Source organism: Thalassobacter sp., from assembly GCF_982993085.1.
In genome coordinates this window covers 13,523-28,846 of record NZ_CEZFMW010000037.1, presented here as the reverse complement: position 1 = coordinate 28,846, position 15,324 = coordinate 13,523, and the positions used below count along the sequence as shown (strand labels likewise).

Here is a 15,324-nt window from a genome sequence, read left to right as displayed (position 1 = left end):
CGCTTGGTGTGGGCGGCTTCCATCTTTTTGAAAACGGTATCAACCACGGCCAAATCGGTGTCCGAGCCAAGGCGGGCGGCCCGGGCGGCTGCCAGCCCCTCCATGTCGCGGCGGAATGCGATGTAATCGAAAACGGCAGCGTCGTGGCTGGCAAATAACTTGACCAGCGCAGGTGAAAAGGCTGAGCCCAAGACATCGGCCACATAGATGCCTGCACCCGCTTTGGCCGATAGCAATCCGCGCTCCTGCAATTCGCCCACGGCTTCGCGTAACGACGGGCGTGATACGCCAAGCCGTTCAGATAACTCACGTTCTGAGGGCAGCCGATCCCCGGGGCGCAGGATTCCGCGTAGGATTAAATCCTCGATTTGGCGCACCACGGCGGTCGACAAACGTTCGGATTCTATTTTGGCAAAGGGCACGGGCATACTCCTGAATTGGCGAAAGAATATGACCGCGCCGAATGCTTTGCAACCACAGGCGCTAGACGGTTGGTTGAATAACAATCTCTACTCGGCGGTTAAGCGCCTTGCCGTCTTCAGTCAGGTTTGTTGCGATAGGATCTTCCTCGCCAAAGCCTTGTGGGATCACGCGCGCAGGGTCGACGCCGTTTTCGTACAGTACGCTGGCCACGGCCGTGGCGCGCCGCGCGCTGAGGGCAAGGTTGTATTGCGATGTGCCCGTGCTGTCGGTGTGACCCTGCACCTCAACCACGCTGTTGGGGTATTGTTGCAGGTTATCTGCAAGGGCCTGCAAATCGCTGACAAGGCCGGGTGCAACAATCGCGCTGTCGGTGGCAAACAGAATGTCTTGGGGCAGGGTTACGATCAGCTCTGACCCGGTGTTCTCGATGCGGACATCGGGATTGTCCAATTGCGCCTCTAGATCGCGGGCCTGACGGTCCAGCGTTTGGCCGATTGCGGCGCCAATACCGGCGCCAACGACCCCGCCGATGACTGCACTCTTGAGGCGATCATCATCATTGGTCAGGCCAGCCGCAGCCGCCCCTAGGATCGCCCCGATGGCCGCGCCGCTTTGCGTGCGTTCGCCGTTGCGAACGGGCTCATCTGATATCGGGCCCGAGGTGCAGCCAGATATGGCAATGGCACTGGTAGACAAAAGGACAAGGAACTTGGGAAAACTGCGCATAGATCACCTCTAATTTTTTCACAGTTTGCCGGGGCGCAGCGCACTTTGCCAGCTAATTCCAGTGAATGCGCGGGCAAGTGATCAAGCCGTTTCCAATTTGGCTGTTTCAAACGCGAGCATCGCGCGTTTGACGGGCAGACCCCAATGATACCCGCCCAAACCACCCGATTTGCGCAAGGCGCGGTGGCATGGGATCAGCCATGAAATGGGGTTGCGGCCAACGGCGGTGCCAACAGCCCTCACGGCCTTGGGGTTGTCGATGGCCTGCGCGATCTCGGAATAGGTTGTGACGTGGCCCGAAGGGATTTTGAGCAAGGCTTCCCATACTTTTATCTGGAACGGTGCGCCGATCAGATACAATGGCGCTGTCCCGCCCTCTACCTTGCCGAATGCCGCATCGACCCAAGGGCCCAACCGCATGGGGTCTTCGACGAATGTGGCCTTTGGCCAGCGGGATTTTAGGTCGGCAAAGGTCGGCTCCGCCCCGGTTTCGGCCCCGAACCCCATGCCGCAAATGCCCCGGTCTGTCCCCATCACGAGGGTGGGGCCAAAGGGGCTTTCGAACCAGCCCCAGAAGATAGTCAGCCCCATGCCGCCAGCAGCGTATTCTCCGGGCGCCATGGCCTCCCACCGCACGAACAGGTCATGCAATCGCCCGCTGCCGGATAGGCCGACGTTGGCTGCGGTTTCTAGCGTGGTGTGACGTGCTCGTAAAAGTGTCTTGGCATGGTCTAGCGCCAGATATTGCCCATACCGCTTGGGACTTAGCCCCGCCCATTGCGAGAACACCCGTTGAAGGTGCGCGGGGCTCATGCCCAGTTCTTTGGACAAGTCTTCAAGCCGGATGCCCGCACCCTGCGTGTCGATGATATCTAGCGCACGTCGCACAACGCCGTAGTGATAAGTCTCTTGTGGGGTGTCAGTCATGGCGGTCTCCTTGTGGTAAACACTAGGATGCTTGGCCTGCCGCCGCGACCCGAACCTTGCGCATTGCTGCACCTTTTATCGCGAATGATTTGCCGCGGGCTTGGCAGCCTGTGCCGGGTGAGGCATAGACAACAAATGGCAAAGCAGATGGACTATAACACCCTTACCCAGATTTTTGAGCGGTTTCAGGCCCATGAGGCGGAACCCGAGGGTGAGCTTAATCACACCAACGCCTACACGCTTGTGGTGGCCGTGGCACTTTCGGCGCAATCAACTGATGTGGGCGTCAACCGCGCGACGCACGCGTTGTTCAAGGTGGCCGATACCCCGCAAAAGATGCTCGACCTTGGTGAAGAGGCCTTGATTGAGCACATCAAGACGATTGGCCTGTATCGGAATAAAGCCAAGAATGTTATGAAGCTGAGCCGCATCCTTGTGGATGAATATGGCGGTGAGGTCCCCTGTTCCCGCGCGGCTCTTGTGTCGCTGCCCGGTGTCGGTCGAAAAACGGCGAATGTCGTGCTGAACATGTGGTGGGGGCATCCATCGCAGGCCGTCGACACCCATATTTTTCGCATTGGCAACCGGACGGGCATTTGCCCTGGCAAAGACGTCGATGCCGTGGAACGCGCGATTGAAGACCACGTGCCAGTCCCGTTTCAACACCACGCCCATCACTGGCTGATTTTACACGGCCGTTATATCTGCAAAGCGCGTAAGCCGATGTGCCAAACATGCATCATCCGCGACCTTTGCCCCTATGAGGACAAGACCCAATGAGCCAATTTGACGTCATCGGCATCGGTAATGCGATTGTAGACGTAATCTCAACTGCGCCTGATACGTTCCTCGACCAGATGGGGATCGAAAAGGGGATCATGCAATTGATTGAGCGCGACCGTGCCGAGCTGCTGTATGCCGCGATGGATGGTCGGGTCGAGACGCCGGGCGGATCGGTGGCCAACACCATCGCGGGCATCGGTGCACTGGGCCTCAAGACGGCATTCATCGGCAAGGTAAAGGATGACGCCTTAGGTCAGTTCTATGCCGATGCGCTGGCGCAATCGGGCACCGCGTTTCCCAATCCGCCCAAAGGCGTTGATCTGCCAACCTCGCGCTCGATGATCTTTGTGTCGCCTGATGGTGAGCGGTCGATGAACACTTATCTTGGTGCGGGGGCTGATCTTTCGTCTCAGGACGTGCCTGAAAACGTGTTTGCAGGCGGCGGTCTGCTGTTTCTTGAAGGATACCTGTTCGACAAGGATGAGGGGAAAACCGCGTTTTCCGAGGCTGCGAAGGATATGAAGTCCGCAGGTGGGCGTGCCGCGATCACCCTGTCGGACCCGTTCTGCGCCGACCGTCACCGTAGCGATTTTCAGCGCCTTATCGCAGAAGATATGGATATCGCGATCGGCAACGATCAAGAGTGGATGACGCTCTATGAAACCGACGACCTGAATGCGGCCCTCGCCAAGGCGGCAGCCGTGTGTGACATCGTCGCCTGTACCCGGTCCGGTGAGCCGGTTTGGGTTTGGGCCAATGGCGCACAGATCGAAGTGCCCGTGAAAACGATCACCCCGATCGACGCTACAGGCGCGGGTGATCAGTTCGCAGCAGGCTTCTTGTATGGTTTGTCCACGGGTAAAGATCTTGAGACAGCCGCGAAAATGGGCGTCATTTGTGCGCACGAAGTGATTGGGCACATTGGGCCCCGCCCCGAGGTCGACTTGCTCGCCGTATTCAAGGAACAAGGCCTCGTGTAAGCGGGCCGCCTGACCCATCTACCCTGTTTGCTGATTGAGAGACCCGGATGCCTTATTCTTACGACACTCAGAACATTTTTGCCAAAATCCTGCGCGGTGAAATTCCCAACAGCACCGTGATGGAGACCGAGCACACGCTGGCCTTCAATGACATCACCCCGCAGGCGCCGAACCACGTTCTGGTCATCCCGAAGGGCGCATATGTTTGCTATGATCACTTCGCGCTCGAAGCCTCAGAGGCCGAGATCGTCGATTTTACGCGTACCATCGGCAAGCTCTGTGCAGAGCTGGGTGTTCAGCCGGGCGAAGGTGGCAATGGGTTCCGCCTAATCACAAACGCGGGCGAAGATGCCATTCAAGAGGTGCCTCACATGCACATCCACCTTGTGGCAGGGCGTGGCCTTGGGCGAATTCTACAGCCCGCTGGCTAGAGCCATTTAGTCAAACGTTCCGGTCACGCGGCCTAGCAACATAAAGGCGCGGGCCGTGCGGGTGTTGCCCAATTGGGTCAATTCCACGTCGGTCATGCGGGGCTCTGCCTGCGCGAGCGTGCGGTCAAACTGACGCAAGAAGTGATGCACGGTGTCCTTGAACACAGGGTCCGAACGCATCCTGCCCGCACACAGCGTAAGCGAGGATCGGTCTCGTATACCGCCAAGCGAGGCAATCTCACGCCCGCGTTCACCTTGCGCGAATTGGCGCCAGATTTCGGGACGCGCGCGGTCTGGGGTAAGGTCATCCATATAGATGCCCTCTTGGCTCATCAGGGTCAGCACGTCTTGGGCGGCGTTGATCAACCGTGCCGCGGCCCGGTCCTTGAGGGCACGGCGCAGGGTGCGAAAGCCTTCTTTGTCCTTCTCGTTTTCGGGAAAGTTCACGGCGCGGATAAATTCACCCATCGTGAGCGGATCACCCGCAGGCAAAGCCTCTGCGGGGGTGCCTAGTGCGAGGGGTGGTTGATCCGTGATCTCCATTTGGGGTGCGGGTTCTGCCGTCACCTCAGCAGGGGCTGCTGGCGCTGGGGCCGCCTGTCTGGCCATGCCCGCGATTGCGGCCTCAGCGCGCTCCTGCGCCTTGGAGATCGAATCAATTTTGGCTTCCATCGAACGTTTAATCGACATGCCAGCCATCTGCTGCTGCTCAACATAGGCGTGACGCATTCCGTCGATTGCGGCCTGAAGGCGGGCGCTTTCGTCGCGCATGGTGCGCGCGGTGCGAGCCGCAGATGCTCCGATCCAAATCACTGCGAGTGGCAGGAACACTCCGACCATGCTCATCAACGACATCAGCGGCGCATCTTCGCGGCCTGCTGAAGGCTCAACCGTCAGATAAAAGTAGCCCACGACCAGCATCCAAAGGACGCTCAGTACGATGGCAACGATCTCTATGGTCGAAATTAGGCTAGGCGCGTCGCGCTGCCCGTAGGTGTTTAGACCCATTGATGCGATTCGCTTAGCAGCCCCAGAGCCGGTCCCAGTGGAATCACTGGGAGGTTTCGGCGGCTGTGGGGCTGAGCTGGTCATAGGGGAAACGCCTACTTAAATGCGACGGTCAGGATTTCGTAGTCTTTGACGCCGCCGGGTGTGCGTACCTCGACGCTGTCGCCTTCTTCCTTGCCGATCAGGGCGCGGGCAATGGGCGATTTGATGTTTAGAAGGCCGTTTTCGATGTCAGCCTCGGTTTGACCCACGATCTGATAGGTTTTTTCCTCTTCGGTATCCTCGTCCACGATGGTGACGGTCGCGCCAAATTTGATTGAGCCGGACAGGGTGGCGGGGTCGATCACCTCAGCCAAACCAATAGTGCCCTCAAGTTCCTTGATGCGGCCCTCAATGAACGACTGTTTTTCGCGCGCAGAGTGATACTCAGCGTTTTCCGACAGGTCGCCGTGTTCCCGAGCCTCGGCGATGGCCCTGATAATAGCGGGGCGCTCTACTGATTTGAGCTGCTTGAGCTCTACGTTAAGCGCCGCGAACCCCCTGGGGGTCATTGGGAATTTTTCCATGAAACGTCTCCTACCCGGCCGACCTGACCAGGACTTCACGTTAACTGTATGATTGCGCCGGGCGCGTTGCAACGCCCGGTGGTGCATAGCGCCCTTCAGTTGGTCGAAACGACCGTTTTTTCGCCACCTGATGGCGGTTTGGGGGCGCCATCCACGCCACAAGCGGCGAGGGTGACCATGCAAAAGATCAGCACGATGGATTTCATGCGTAGATGCCCTGCCAGCGTTTGACGTGCGCACGCACATTTTCGGGTGCGGTGCCGCCATAGGCCGTACGGCTGGCTACGGAATTATGCACGCCCAAAACGGTGAACACATCCGCGGTAATGGCACCGTGCACCGCCTGCATATCTTCAAGCGACAGATCTGGCAGGTCGCAGTCTTTGTCCTCGGCGAGTTTTACAAGCGTTCCGGTGACGTGGTGTGCCTCCCGGAAGGGCATATCGAGCGCCCGGACCAGCCAATCCGCCAGATCGGTTGCCGTTGAAAACCCGCTGGAAGCAGCAGCCTCTAGGCTTGGCACATTGGCCTGCATGTCCGACACCATGCCGGTCATGGCCGCAAGCGACAGCATCAGGTTGTCGGCGGCGTCAAACACCTGCTCTTTGTCTTCTTGCATGTCCTTAGAGTAGGTCAGCGGTAGGCCCTTCATCACCATGGTGAGGGCGACCTGCGCCCCAAAGATCCGCCCGATTTTGGCACGCATCAGTTCGGCGGCATCGGGGTTTTTCTTTTGGGGCATGATGCTGGAGCCGGTGGTCCATTTGTCCGACAGCTGCACAAAGCGGAATTGAGCAGATGACCAGATGACCAATTCTTCTGACAGCCGGCTCAGGTGCATCGCTGTGATCGACGCACAGCTTAGGAATTCGAGCGCGAAGTCACGGTCGGAGACCGCATCAAGAGAGTTCGCGGCGGGCCGGTCAAAGCCCAGCTCGCGCGCGGTCATTTCGCGGTCAATCGGGAATGATGTGCCTGCCAGTGCGGCCGCACCCAATGGGCATTCATTCATCCGCTCGCGTGCGTCCGCAAAGCGGGTCAAATCGCGCGAGAACATCTCGACGTAGGCCAGCATGTGGTGGCCCCATGTGACGGGTTGGGCCGTTTGTAGGTGTGTGAAGCCGGGCATGACCCAATCGGCACCCGCCTCGGCCTGCGCAACCAATGCTTTGCAAAGGGCGCTGAGGGCATCGATGGCGGCGTCGGCTTGGTCGCGGACCCACATCCGGAAATCCAGCGCGACTTGGTCGTTGCGCGACCGTGCGGTGTGCAACCGCCCTGCAGGTGCGCCGATCAATGCGGTTAAGCGCGCCTCCACATTCATGTGGATGTCTTCCAGTTTGGTCGAGAATTCGAACGTGCCGGTCTCAATCTCTGACAAAACCGTGAGGAGGCCTTCCCGGATCGCCTCTGCATCGGTATCTGAGATGATGCCTTGGGCGGCTAGCATGGCGGCGTGTGCGCGGCTCCCGGTGATGTCTTGGCGCGCCATGCGCTTGTCAAACCCGATGGAGGCGTTGATTGCCTCCATGATTGCGTCGGGGCCTTCTGCAAAACGCCCGCCCCACATCGCGTTGGAGCTGGCGGCATCGTTGGATTGGGTCATGGAAGTGGTCCAGAAATGGGAGTGAAACATGCGGACAATTTGCGCCGGACTGCTATACGGTGCCTTGGCCTTGGGTGCAAACAGCGCGCTGGCCGGGGGTTTTGAGAAGCTACAGGTCCACGCCGCGCCCAAAGCGCCTGCTGTGACATCGTTTGTGACCATTGATGGGGTCCCGATGGACCTAAGCGCCTATGCGGGCGACGTGGTTGTCTTGAATTTCTGGGCGACGTGGTGCGCTCCGTGCAAGCGAGAGATGCCCGGCTTGGATCGTTTGCAGGCCATGAAGGGTAAAGACGGCATCGAGGTCGTTACGATGGCCTTTGGGCGGCACAACCCGATGGCAATGGAGAAATTCTGGAGACGTGCCAACATCCAAAACCTGCCGCTGCACCGGGATCCGACCACTGAGTTGGCGCAGGCTTTTGGGGTGAAGGGGCTGCCGCATACCGTGATTCTAGATGCCGAGGGCAATGAAATCGCCTCTCTCCCGGGGGAAGCCGAGTGGGATAGCCCCGAGGCGCTTGCTCTGTTGGGCAGGTTCTTGGCTGACTAGGTCAGGGCGGGCCACAGCGTCGCCAGTAGTAACGCGGCCATTGTCCAGTTGAAGGCGCGCAGCCGGCTTGGGTTGGTGAGGATGCGCTTCATTTGTTGACCGAGCACCGTCCACGTCGAGACCGATGGCAAGTTTACTGCGCCAAACGCGAGGGCCACGGCCCCGATGGCCCAAACGGACCTATCGGGCGCATAGATTGTGATCGCGGTTAGGGCCATGGTCCACGCCTTTGGGTTGACCCACTGAAAGGCCGCCGCCTGTAAAAAGGTCATGGGTTTGGGGCCTGCGCCTTGTTCTTTTGGGGTTCCGGAATGGGCGATTTTCCACGCGAGCCAGCATAGATACGCCACGCTCGCGATTTTGAGGAGGGTATGCAGCACTGGAAACGCATCAAATATCTGCGCCAAGCCCATCCCCACCAAAAAAATCATCAGCGTAAATCCGATACCGATGCCCAGCATGTGCGGCACCGTGCGCCGAAAGCCGAAGTTCGCACCAGACGCCATTAGCATCAGGTTATTTGGCCCCGGCGTGATGGAACTGACAAAGGCAAACCCGGTTAGGGCGAGGAGGATTTCATAGCTCATGGCGCAATAAAGAATAAAAACAGTGCGCATGTGCTTGCGTTTTCACGTGTTTGTCCGCTATTTTTGCAACATATGACGAAGATTGATGCCATAAATGCGCATATATTGCGTGTGCTGTCCGAAGATGGGCGTGTGTCCAACATCGATTTGGCAGAACGCGTGGGATTGTCGCCCTCTGCGTGCTTGCGCCGCGTTCAGGAATTGGAGCGGAGCGGCGTCATTACCGGTTACCGCGCGGTTGTGAATCCGCTCAAAATTGGTCGGGGGTTCACGGCCTATATCACTGTCGGCTTGAACGATCACACCAAGGCCAGTCAAGAGGCTTTTGAACGCGCGATTTCCCGAAGCCCCGAGGTGCGAGAGTGTCACAACATTACCGGTTCTGTGGAATATCTGCTGCGGGTTGAGGCAGAGGATCTGGCGGCCTACAAAGTATTCCACACCGAAATTTTAGGAACGCTCCCGCAGGTTCACGCGATTACCAGTTACGTTGTGATGGGCTCGCCCAAGGATGAGCGCGCCTAGGGCGGGACCTATTTGTGCTGTCTCAGCGCGGCGATCTCGGCGTGGCGGGGGCAGCTGACCAAATGGTCGTTTACCATGCCGGTTGCTTGCATAAATGCATAAACAATCGTCGGGCCACAAAACCGGAATCCAGCCTTCTTGAGGTCCTTGCTGATCTGAGTCGACAGCAGCGTATGGGCTGGAACATCGGTCAAACTGGCCCAAGAATTTTGTAACGGTTTGTTCTCCATATAGCCCCAAAGGAACGTGTCGAAGCCTTCGCGTTGTTCGATCTTTTGCCAAGCGCGGGCGTTGCCGATGGTTGCTTCAATCTTGTCGCGGTGCCGGATAATTCCTGCGTTCTGTACAAGGATCTCGACCTCTTTCTCGCCCCAAGTTGCGATCTCATTGGGGTCGAATTTTGCAAAGGCATTTCTAAAATTGTCGCGCTTTTTCAGGATAGTTATCCAGCTGAGACCTGCTTGAAACCCATCAAGAATTAACTTCTCCCAGAGGGCGCGACTGTCCCATTCGGGCACACCCCATTCGGTGTCGTGATAGTCCACGTAAACGGGGTCAACTCCGCACCATCCGCAGCGATCCATCGAGGTCTCCTTCATTTTAGGCAAGGATGAGGCAAAAAGAACAAAAATAAAACATTTAATAATTCAGAAAGGGTTTCGGGGTCATGATTGCTGTGAATTTGGTGAGAGGGATAGCACATTATGGCGCAAGAAATTATTAAACCCGATCAGGAACAATCAGTTGGTTCGGCTGTGCCGCAAAGCGATCAAGCCGTGTTGTCCATGGTTACTTCCGCGCTGGAGCAGGGCAATTGTATGCTGGCCTTCCAGCCTATCGTTCAGTCGCAGCAGCCCTGTAACCCGGCGTTCTACGAGGGCTTAATTCGTGTTTTGGGTTGTGAGGGCCGGGTTATTCCAGCGGCTGAGTTTATGCCGTTGATTGAGCAGCATGACCTGGGGCGCGATATTGATTGCGCCGCGCTGCGCTGTGGCATTGATGCGCTGCGTTCCAAGCCCGATTTGCGTTTGGCGATTAACATGTCGACACGCTCAATTGGCCATCCCAGATGGACCTGCATACTGGAGCGTGCATTGCACAACGACCCGACTTTGGGTGAGCGTTTGATCCTTGAGATTACCGAGAGTTCTGCCATGCAGATGCCCGAAACAGTGATGGTCTTCATGCAGCGGTTTCAAGCGCAGGGCGTTACCTTTGCGTTGGATGATTTCGGGGCGGGCCAAACCTCGTTTCGCTATCTCAAGGACTTCTATTTCGATATCCTCAAGATTGATGGGCAATTCACCCGTGGTGTTCACCATGATGCGAACAATCAGGTCCTGACTGAAGCGCTTATCAAGATTGGGCAGCAGTTCGATATGTTCACCGTTGCAGAGGCGGTTGAGACACGGGAAGAGGCTGATTTTTTGGTCAAGGCCGGCATCGATTGTATGCAGGGCTACTACTATGGCCGTCCTGAAACGAACCCCATTTGGCTGCAACAGCCTGAGAAAAATCACAGCCAGATGTCCGCATAGCTATGCGCTCAGCGCATGGGACCTATCGGCAGGTATGCGCCGGGTGAGACACCGTGTCCGCTTACTCCAATCAGAGAGTCGCGTTAACCAAACCCTAGGACATGCGCGAGGGCTTGGCCCACTGGGGGGTCGGGGTGGTCGCGCCCTCAGAAGGGTAAGATGAATGACGAATGTTGTGATTGCTTCAGCTGCACGAACCGCAGTTGGCAGCTTTGGAGGGTCGTTTGCCAACACCCCCGCCCATGATCTTGGTGCTGCTGTAATCGAAGCCGTGGTTGAGCGGGCAGGCGTAGACAAAGCCGAAGTTTCCGAAACAATTCTTGGCCAAGTGCTCACCGCCGCCCAAGGTCAAAACCCTGCACGTCAGGCGCACATCAATGCGGGTCTCGCACAGGAAGCTGCCGCTTGGAGCATTAACCAAGTATGTGGCTCTGGTCTGCGCGCTGTCGCTCTGGGTGCTCAGCACATCATGCTCGGTGATGCCGAAATGGTTGTCGCGGGTGGTCAGGAAAATATGACGCTCTCGCCCCATGCTGCTGCAATGCGCGCGGGTCAAAAGATGGGCGACATGAAGTTCATCGACACGATGATCCGCGACGGCCTGTGGGACGCTTTCAACGGCTACCACATGGGTCAAACCGCCGAAAACGTCGCTGAGAAGTGGCAGATTTCGCGCGATCAACAGGACGAGTTCGCCGTTGCTTCGCAAAACAAAGCTGAGGCTGCGCAGAAAGCTGGCAAATTTGACAATGAAATCGCAGCCTTCACCGTGAAAACACGCAAGGGCGACATCATTGTCGATAAAGATGAGTACATCCGTCATGGTGCCACTCTTGAGGCAATGCAGAAGATGCGGCCTGCCTTTACCAAAGATGGTACAGTGACAGCAGCGAATGCGTCGGGCCTCAATGATGGCGCCGCCGCGACGTTGCTGATGTCTGCCGATGCAGCCGAAAAACGCGGCATCCAGCCGTTGGCGCGCATCGTATCCTACGCCACAGCAGGGCTTGACCCGTCGATCATGGGTGTCGGCCCGATCTATGCATCGCGCAAAGCGCTCGACAAAGCTGGCTGGTCTGTCGGTGACCTCGATCTTGTGGAGGCAAATGAGGCTTTTGCGGCGCAGGCGTGTGCTGTGAACAAAGACATGGGATGGGATCCTGAAATCGTAAACGTTAATGGCGGTGCCATTGCGATTGGTCACCCGATTGGCGCCTCCGGGTGCCGTGTTCTGAACACCCTACTGTTCGAAATGCAGCGTCGTGACGCCAAAAAAGGTCTAGCCACGCTTTGCATTGGTGGCGGCATGGGCGTTGCTCTGTGTGTTGAGCGTCCCTAATTTTCAAAACGGGCAGGCCGAAACCTGCCCAAATTTCTAGAATTCTGAGGAGAAAATCCATGGCACGAGTTGCACTGGTCACCGGCGGATCGCGCGGTATTGGCGAAGCGATTTCCAAGAAACTAAAAGCTGACGGCTACGAGGTTGCGGCAACCTACGCTGGCAATGATGAAAAAGCGGCGGCGTTCACTGCCGCGACTGGCATCAAAACTTACAAATGGGACGTCGCCGATTACGCGGCCTCTGAGGCGGGCATCGCACAAGTCGAAGCCGACCTTGGCCCCGTTGATGTCGTGGTTGCTAACGCTGGCATCACTTGGGATGGCTTTTTTCACAAAATGAAGCCCGAGCAGTGGCAAAAAGTCATCGATACGAATCTGACGGGTGTGTTCAACACTGTGCGCCCCGTGTGGCCCGGTATGCGTGAGCGTGGCTTTGGGCGCGTGATCGTGATCTCTTCGATCAATGGCCAAAAAGGCCAAGCTGGTCAGGTTAACTATGCCGCTACAAAAGCGGGTGATCTGGGTATTGTTAAATCGCTGGCTCAAGAGGGTGCCGCCAAAGGCATCACGGCCAACGCCGTTTGCCCCGGATATATCGGTACCGAAATGGTGCGCGCGATTCCCGAGGAAGTCCTGAACGCCAAGATCATCCCACAGATCCCTGCGGGCCGTCTGGGTGAGCCAGAAGAAATCGCACGATGCGTTGCATTCCTTGCTTCGGATGATGCGGGCTTCATCAATGGCTCGACCATTTCTGCCAACGGTGGTCAGTTCTTCGTCTAAGCGCTGCGAGATTGAGAAATTCAAAAGGACCGGCCATGAAGTGCCGGTCCTTTTTGCGTTTCAGCCTCACTTAAGCGGATTGTGTAGTGCCCAGGGGTTGGAATGCAGCGCGAAGTCCGAACCAGTTTTTCCAAACTGAGGCAAAGGCGGCAGCCCGCTCTTTGTGCGCATTTTCCATCGCTTGTTGAAGCATTATCGTATGTAATTGGTTTTCCATGTTAGTATTCCTTGGCAGGTTTCAATTTCTGTGGATCAACATGCGCCTTAGCCGTCTTTTTCGCAAACGAGATTTTCAAACGCATCAGATAAGTTATACTTAACTGAAATGATAGATCGACTTCCTCCTCTTACCGCTTTGCGGGCCTTTGAAGCTGCCGCACGACACATGTCGTTCGCGCGTGCCGCTGATGAGTTGAACGTCACGCCCGCGGCTTTGAGTTTTCAGATCAAGTCGCTTGAAGAGCATTTCGGCGCGCCTCTGTTTCGGCGGCTTAACAGGGCTGTAGAGTTGACTGAGGCTGGCAAGGCGCTGGCTCCGGGCACAACAGACGCATTTCAAATGTTGCAAGCTGCGTGGCGGGCGGCGGGCAGAACCGTGGATACAGGTGTTATCACCATCACGGCGGGTCCGGCATTTACCGCGAAATGGTTGGCGCCGCGATTATTTGATTTTGCGCAGAGCCATCCAGAGATCGAGTTACGGTTTGCGGCCAGCCTCCGGCTGATGGATTTTGAGCGTGACGATATCGATATCGCCATTCGATTCGGTTTTGGCGGGGATGATGGCTCCAATCTCTATAGTGAGAAAATCGTAGGCGAATGGTTTACGCCTATGATGCACCCAGACCTCGCAGCGCGCTTTCCAACACCAGAATCTCTGCTGAAAGCGCCTTTGCTACATTCAGATGATATCGCGTGGTTGCGTCCGGCTTGCGACTGGACCGCTTGGTTTCGAGTAAATGGGCTGGAGTTGGGCGAAATCCACGGCGCAAGGTTCAGCCAAGCGGATCATGCAATTGATGCCGCCCAAGCGGGAGCCGGTGTTGTTTTGGGGCGGATTACTTTGACGGATCGGGCGCTACGTGATCGACGTTTGGTTGCACCGTTTAAAACGGCTATTTCAACAGATGCGCATTTTCGGGTGCTGTGCCAAAAAGGTTCCGAGGAAAAGCCCCAATTCAAGGCGTTCTTGGAATGGCTTCGGGTCGAAACATGCAAAATGCGGGACCACGGCCAAGGTCGGCACATGGTCCGCGCAGATGAAGTGGGGGGTTAGGCGGAGAGACGCTCAATCTCTTGCTTCAGTTGTAGCTTCTGCTTTTTCAAAGAGACGACTTCAAGTCCGTCCGTTCCGGGACTTCGTTGGGCTTCTTCCACTTGTTTTGAGAGATGCTCGTGCTTTTTGCGTAGGCTCTGCAGATGCGAAGTGAGCGACATGTATATCTCCTCTCTAGTGATGAATATCAAAAGCTCACCACAAGAACTGAGTCCTGTCACGTAATTTTGTCCGGCGCCCGGACGACGAATATAGCAAGTTTTATCTATTTTAGGCTAATTGCTGCGCCGCCGCGTAAAACGTCTGAGGCGATTTTGGTAAAATCATCCCCATCTTCAAAATGTTGCGCCCCTTCATGCAGCACCATGGGGGGGCACATTTGCAGACCGGCCCGCCCGCCTTTGCGACTGCAGAATATTACACGCTGTGCCGGTTTTTGTGCCCGAGATGTTAACGGCAGCACGATATGGCTGCCCATACGTGCATCGATGGCTTGGAAATAGCCATCTAGCCGGTCTGCGCGCAGGATCATGGTTAAGGTCCCCTTTGGCCGCAAACGACGGGTCGCCACGTCGATCCACGTGGCCAGTGACACATCCTCGCGCAACGCAGTTTCGCGCGATGCGTTCGTCGATGCAGTCCCGGCCTTGGGGGCGAAATAAGGGGGGTTACATATGACATGATCAAAGCTGAGCGCGGCCAATTCCGCAGGGGGGGCCGCCACATCGCCCACAATTACCTCGAAGGGCAGGCCTTTGGCATTGCTTCGGGCCAAGTCCGCGTAGTCTGGTTGTAATTCCAACCCTGTTACCTGCGCTTGGGGCACCCGTGCCAATAAACACAAGCTGGCTACACCAACTCCGCAACCCAACTCCAACACGGTATCTCCGGCAACGGCTGGACAAGCTGCGGCCATCAGCACCGGATCCGTCCCGGCCCGGTAACCGTCGCGCGGTTGATGCACCTGCACCTGACCGCCCAAAAAACTATCAAATGTTGTCTCGATCACCCGGTTCCCGTGATGCCGTTGTCGCGCAATGTCGCACTTGCCATAAAAAAATCGCGCTCGGCCACCAAAAGCCGCCGCGGCAATACGCCAATGCTTCCTTCTAGGACGCTCATATGGACGTCCATTTCAAACCACTCTATATCCTCCCCCTGTAAGAGGGCCTTGGCAAAGGCAATGGCGGTTGGGTCATTGGTGCGAAGGATTTCTTTCATACCCATCAGTTAGGCGCCGGTTAGGGCGCTGTCGAGCCAAAGGTCGCAAA

General features: G+C 56.9%; 20 protein-coding genes. 9 read left to right on the top strand and 11 right to left on the bottom strand.

The window, feature by feature from the left end:
* From AC4GMC_RS07875 to AC4GMC_RS07865, 3 genes are all read right to left on the bottom strand, one after another.
* Positions 1 to 422: FadR/GntR family transcriptional regulator (locus AC4GMC_RS07875; RefSeq protein ID WP_488055286.1), on the bottom strand; the 422-nt coding region annotated here is incomplete at its 3' end.
* Between the two features lie 61 nt (positions 423 to 483).
* A complete protein-coding gene (locus tag AC4GMC_RS07870) occupies positions 484 to 1,149 on the bottom strand; it encodes a YiaD family glycine zipper/OmpA-like lipoprotein (RefSeq protein WP_487876390.1) in 666 nt (221 codons plus the stop codon).
* 81 nt (positions 1,150 to 1,230) lie between these two features.
* On the bottom strand, positions 1,231 to 2,076 hold the full coding sequence (locus AC4GMC_RS07865; RefSeq protein WP_487876391.1) for a methylated-DNA--[protein]-cysteine S-methyltransferase: 846 nt from the start codon (positions 2,074 to 2,076) through the stop codon (positions 1,231 to 1,233).
* Positions 2,077 to 2,211: 135 nt separating this feature from the next.
* On the opposite strand from AC4GMC_RS07865, the gene nth reads away from it, so the two are divergent.
* From nth to AC4GMC_RS07850, 3 genes are read left to right on the top strand one after another with little or no spacing between them, the layout of a single operon-like run.
* Positions 2,212 to 2,856, top strand: a complete 645-nt coding sequence (gene nth, locus AC4GMC_RS07860; protein ID WP_487876392.1) for an endonuclease III — start codon at positions 2,212 to 2,214, stop codon at positions 2,854 to 2,856.
* Positions 2,853 to 3,839 carry an adenosine kinase gene (locus AC4GMC_RS07855; RefSeq protein ID WP_487876393.1) on the top strand — a complete coding sequence of 329 codons (987 nt, stop codon included), beginning with the start codon at positions 2,853 to 2,855 and terminating at the stop codon, positions 3,837 to 3,839. The genes nth and AC4GMC_RS07855 overlap by 4 nt, the downstream gene beginning before the upstream one ends.
* Positions 3,840 to 3,886: 47 nt before the next feature.
* Entirely contained in the window at positions 3,887 to 4,270 is a 384-nt protein-coding gene (locus tag AC4GMC_RS07850; protein WP_487876394.1) for an HIT domain-containing protein, read from the top strand.
* A 6-nt stretch (positions 4,271 to 4,276) separates the two neighbouring features.
* Here the strand turns inward: AC4GMC_RS07850 and AC4GMC_RS07845 are convergent, their stop codons facing one another.
* The 3 genes from AC4GMC_RS07845 to argH form a co-directional block, all read right to left on the bottom strand.
* Complete coding sequence (locus tag AC4GMC_RS07845) at positions 4,277 to 5,278, bottom strand: hypothetical protein (protein ID WP_487876395.1); 1,002 nt, start codon at positions 5,276 to 5,278, stop codon at positions 4,277 to 4,279.
* Between the two features lie 95 nt (positions 5,279 to 5,373).
* The gene (gene greA / locus AC4GMC_RS07840) at positions 5,374 to 5,844 is read right to left on the bottom strand and encodes a transcription elongation factor GreA (RefSeq protein ID WP_487876396.1); all 471 of its coding nucleotides are present in this window, start codon (positions 5,842 to 5,844) and stop codon (positions 5,374 to 5,376) included.
* 202 nt (positions 5,845 to 6,046) lie between these two features.
* A complete protein-coding gene (argH, locus tag AC4GMC_RS07835; RefSeq protein WP_487876397.1) occupies positions 6,047 to 7,450 on the bottom strand; it encodes an argininosuccinate lyase in 1,404 nt (467 codons plus the stop codon).
* 28 nt (positions 7,451 to 7,478) lie between these two features.
* Between argH and AC4GMC_RS07830 the strand changes: the two genes are divergently transcribed.
* Positions 7,479 to 8,003 (top strand): TlpA disulfide reductase family protein, encoded by a 525-nt coding sequence (locus tag AC4GMC_RS07830; protein WP_487876398.1) that lies wholly within the window; start codon positions 7,479 to 7,481, stop codon positions 8,001 to 8,003.
* Here AC4GMC_RS07830 and AC4GMC_RS07825 read toward each other — a convergent pair.
* Entirely contained in the window at positions 8,000 to 8,590 is a 591-nt protein-coding gene (locus AC4GMC_RS07825) for a LysE family translocator (protein ID WP_487876403.1), read from the bottom strand. The genes AC4GMC_RS07830 and AC4GMC_RS07825 overlap by 4 nt on opposite strands.
* Positions 8,591 to 8,662: 72 nt before the next feature.
* On the opposite strand from AC4GMC_RS07825, the gene AC4GMC_RS07820 reads away from it, so the two are divergent.
* Positions 8,663 to 9,115 (top strand): Lrp/AsnC family transcriptional regulator, encoded by a 453-nt coding sequence (locus tag AC4GMC_RS07820; RefSeq protein ID WP_487876399.1) that lies wholly within the window; start codon positions 8,663 to 8,665, stop codon positions 9,113 to 9,115.
* An 8-nt stretch (positions 9,116 to 9,123) separates the two neighbouring features.
* Here the strand turns inward: AC4GMC_RS07820 and AC4GMC_RS07815 are convergent, their stop codons facing one another.
* Positions 9,124 to 9,699 (bottom strand): DNA-3-methyladenine glycosylase I, encoded by a 576-nt coding sequence (locus AC4GMC_RS07815; protein ID WP_487876404.1) that lies wholly within the window; start codon positions 9,697 to 9,699, stop codon positions 9,124 to 9,126.
* A 120-nt stretch (positions 9,700 to 9,819) separates the two neighbouring features.
* Between AC4GMC_RS07815 and AC4GMC_RS07810 the strand changes: the two genes are divergently transcribed.
* From AC4GMC_RS07810 to gcvA, 4 genes are all read left to right on the top strand, one after another.
* Positions 9,820 to 10,653, top strand: coding sequence for an EAL domain-containing protein (locus tag AC4GMC_RS07810; RefSeq protein WP_487876400.1), 834 nt, complete (start codon positions 9,820 to 9,822; stop codon positions 10,651 to 10,653).
* Between the two features lie 163 nt (positions 10,654 to 10,816).
* Positions 10,817 to 11,992, top strand: coding sequence for an acetyl-CoA C-acetyltransferase (locus AC4GMC_RS07805; RefSeq protein ID WP_487876401.1), 1,176 nt, complete (start codon positions 10,817 to 10,819; stop codon positions 11,990 to 11,992).
* A 59-nt stretch (positions 11,993 to 12,051) separates the two neighbouring features.
* Positions 12,052 to 12,777, top strand: a complete 726-nt coding sequence (phbB, locus tag AC4GMC_RS07800) for an acetoacetyl-CoA reductase (RefSeq protein WP_038004202.1) — start codon at positions 12,052 to 12,054, stop codon at positions 12,775 to 12,777.
* Between the two features lie 325 nt (positions 12,778 to 13,102).
* Positions 13,103 to 14,053, top strand: coding sequence for a transcriptional regulator GcvA (gcvA, locus tag AC4GMC_RS07795; RefSeq protein WP_487876402.1), 951 nt, complete (start codon positions 13,103 to 13,105; stop codon positions 14,051 to 14,053).
* On the opposite strand, the gene AC4GMC_RS07790 is transcribed toward gcvA, so the two are convergent.
* From AC4GMC_RS07790 to AC4GMC_RS07780, 3 genes are all read right to left on the bottom strand, one after another.
* Entirely contained in the window at positions 14,050 to 14,214 is a 165-nt protein-coding gene (locus AC4GMC_RS07790) for a YdcH family protein (RefSeq protein ID WP_072936598.1), read from the bottom strand. The genes gcvA and AC4GMC_RS07790 overlap by 4 nt on opposite strands.
* Before the next feature lie 104 nt (positions 14,215 to 14,318).
* Positions 14,319 to 15,059, bottom strand: coding sequence for a tRNA1(Val) (adenine(37)-N6)-methyltransferase (locus AC4GMC_RS07785; RefSeq protein WP_487879318.1), 741 nt, complete (start codon positions 15,057 to 15,059; stop codon positions 14,319 to 14,321).
* Positions 15,059 to 15,274, bottom strand: coding sequence for a putative signal transducing protein (locus AC4GMC_RS07780; RefSeq protein ID WP_487879317.1), 216 nt, complete (start codon positions 15,272 to 15,274; stop codon positions 15,059 to 15,061). Before AC4GMC_RS07780 ends, AC4GMC_RS07785 begins: the two co-directional genes overlap by 1 nt.
* Positions 15,275 to 15,324 lie beyond the last annotated feature (50 nt).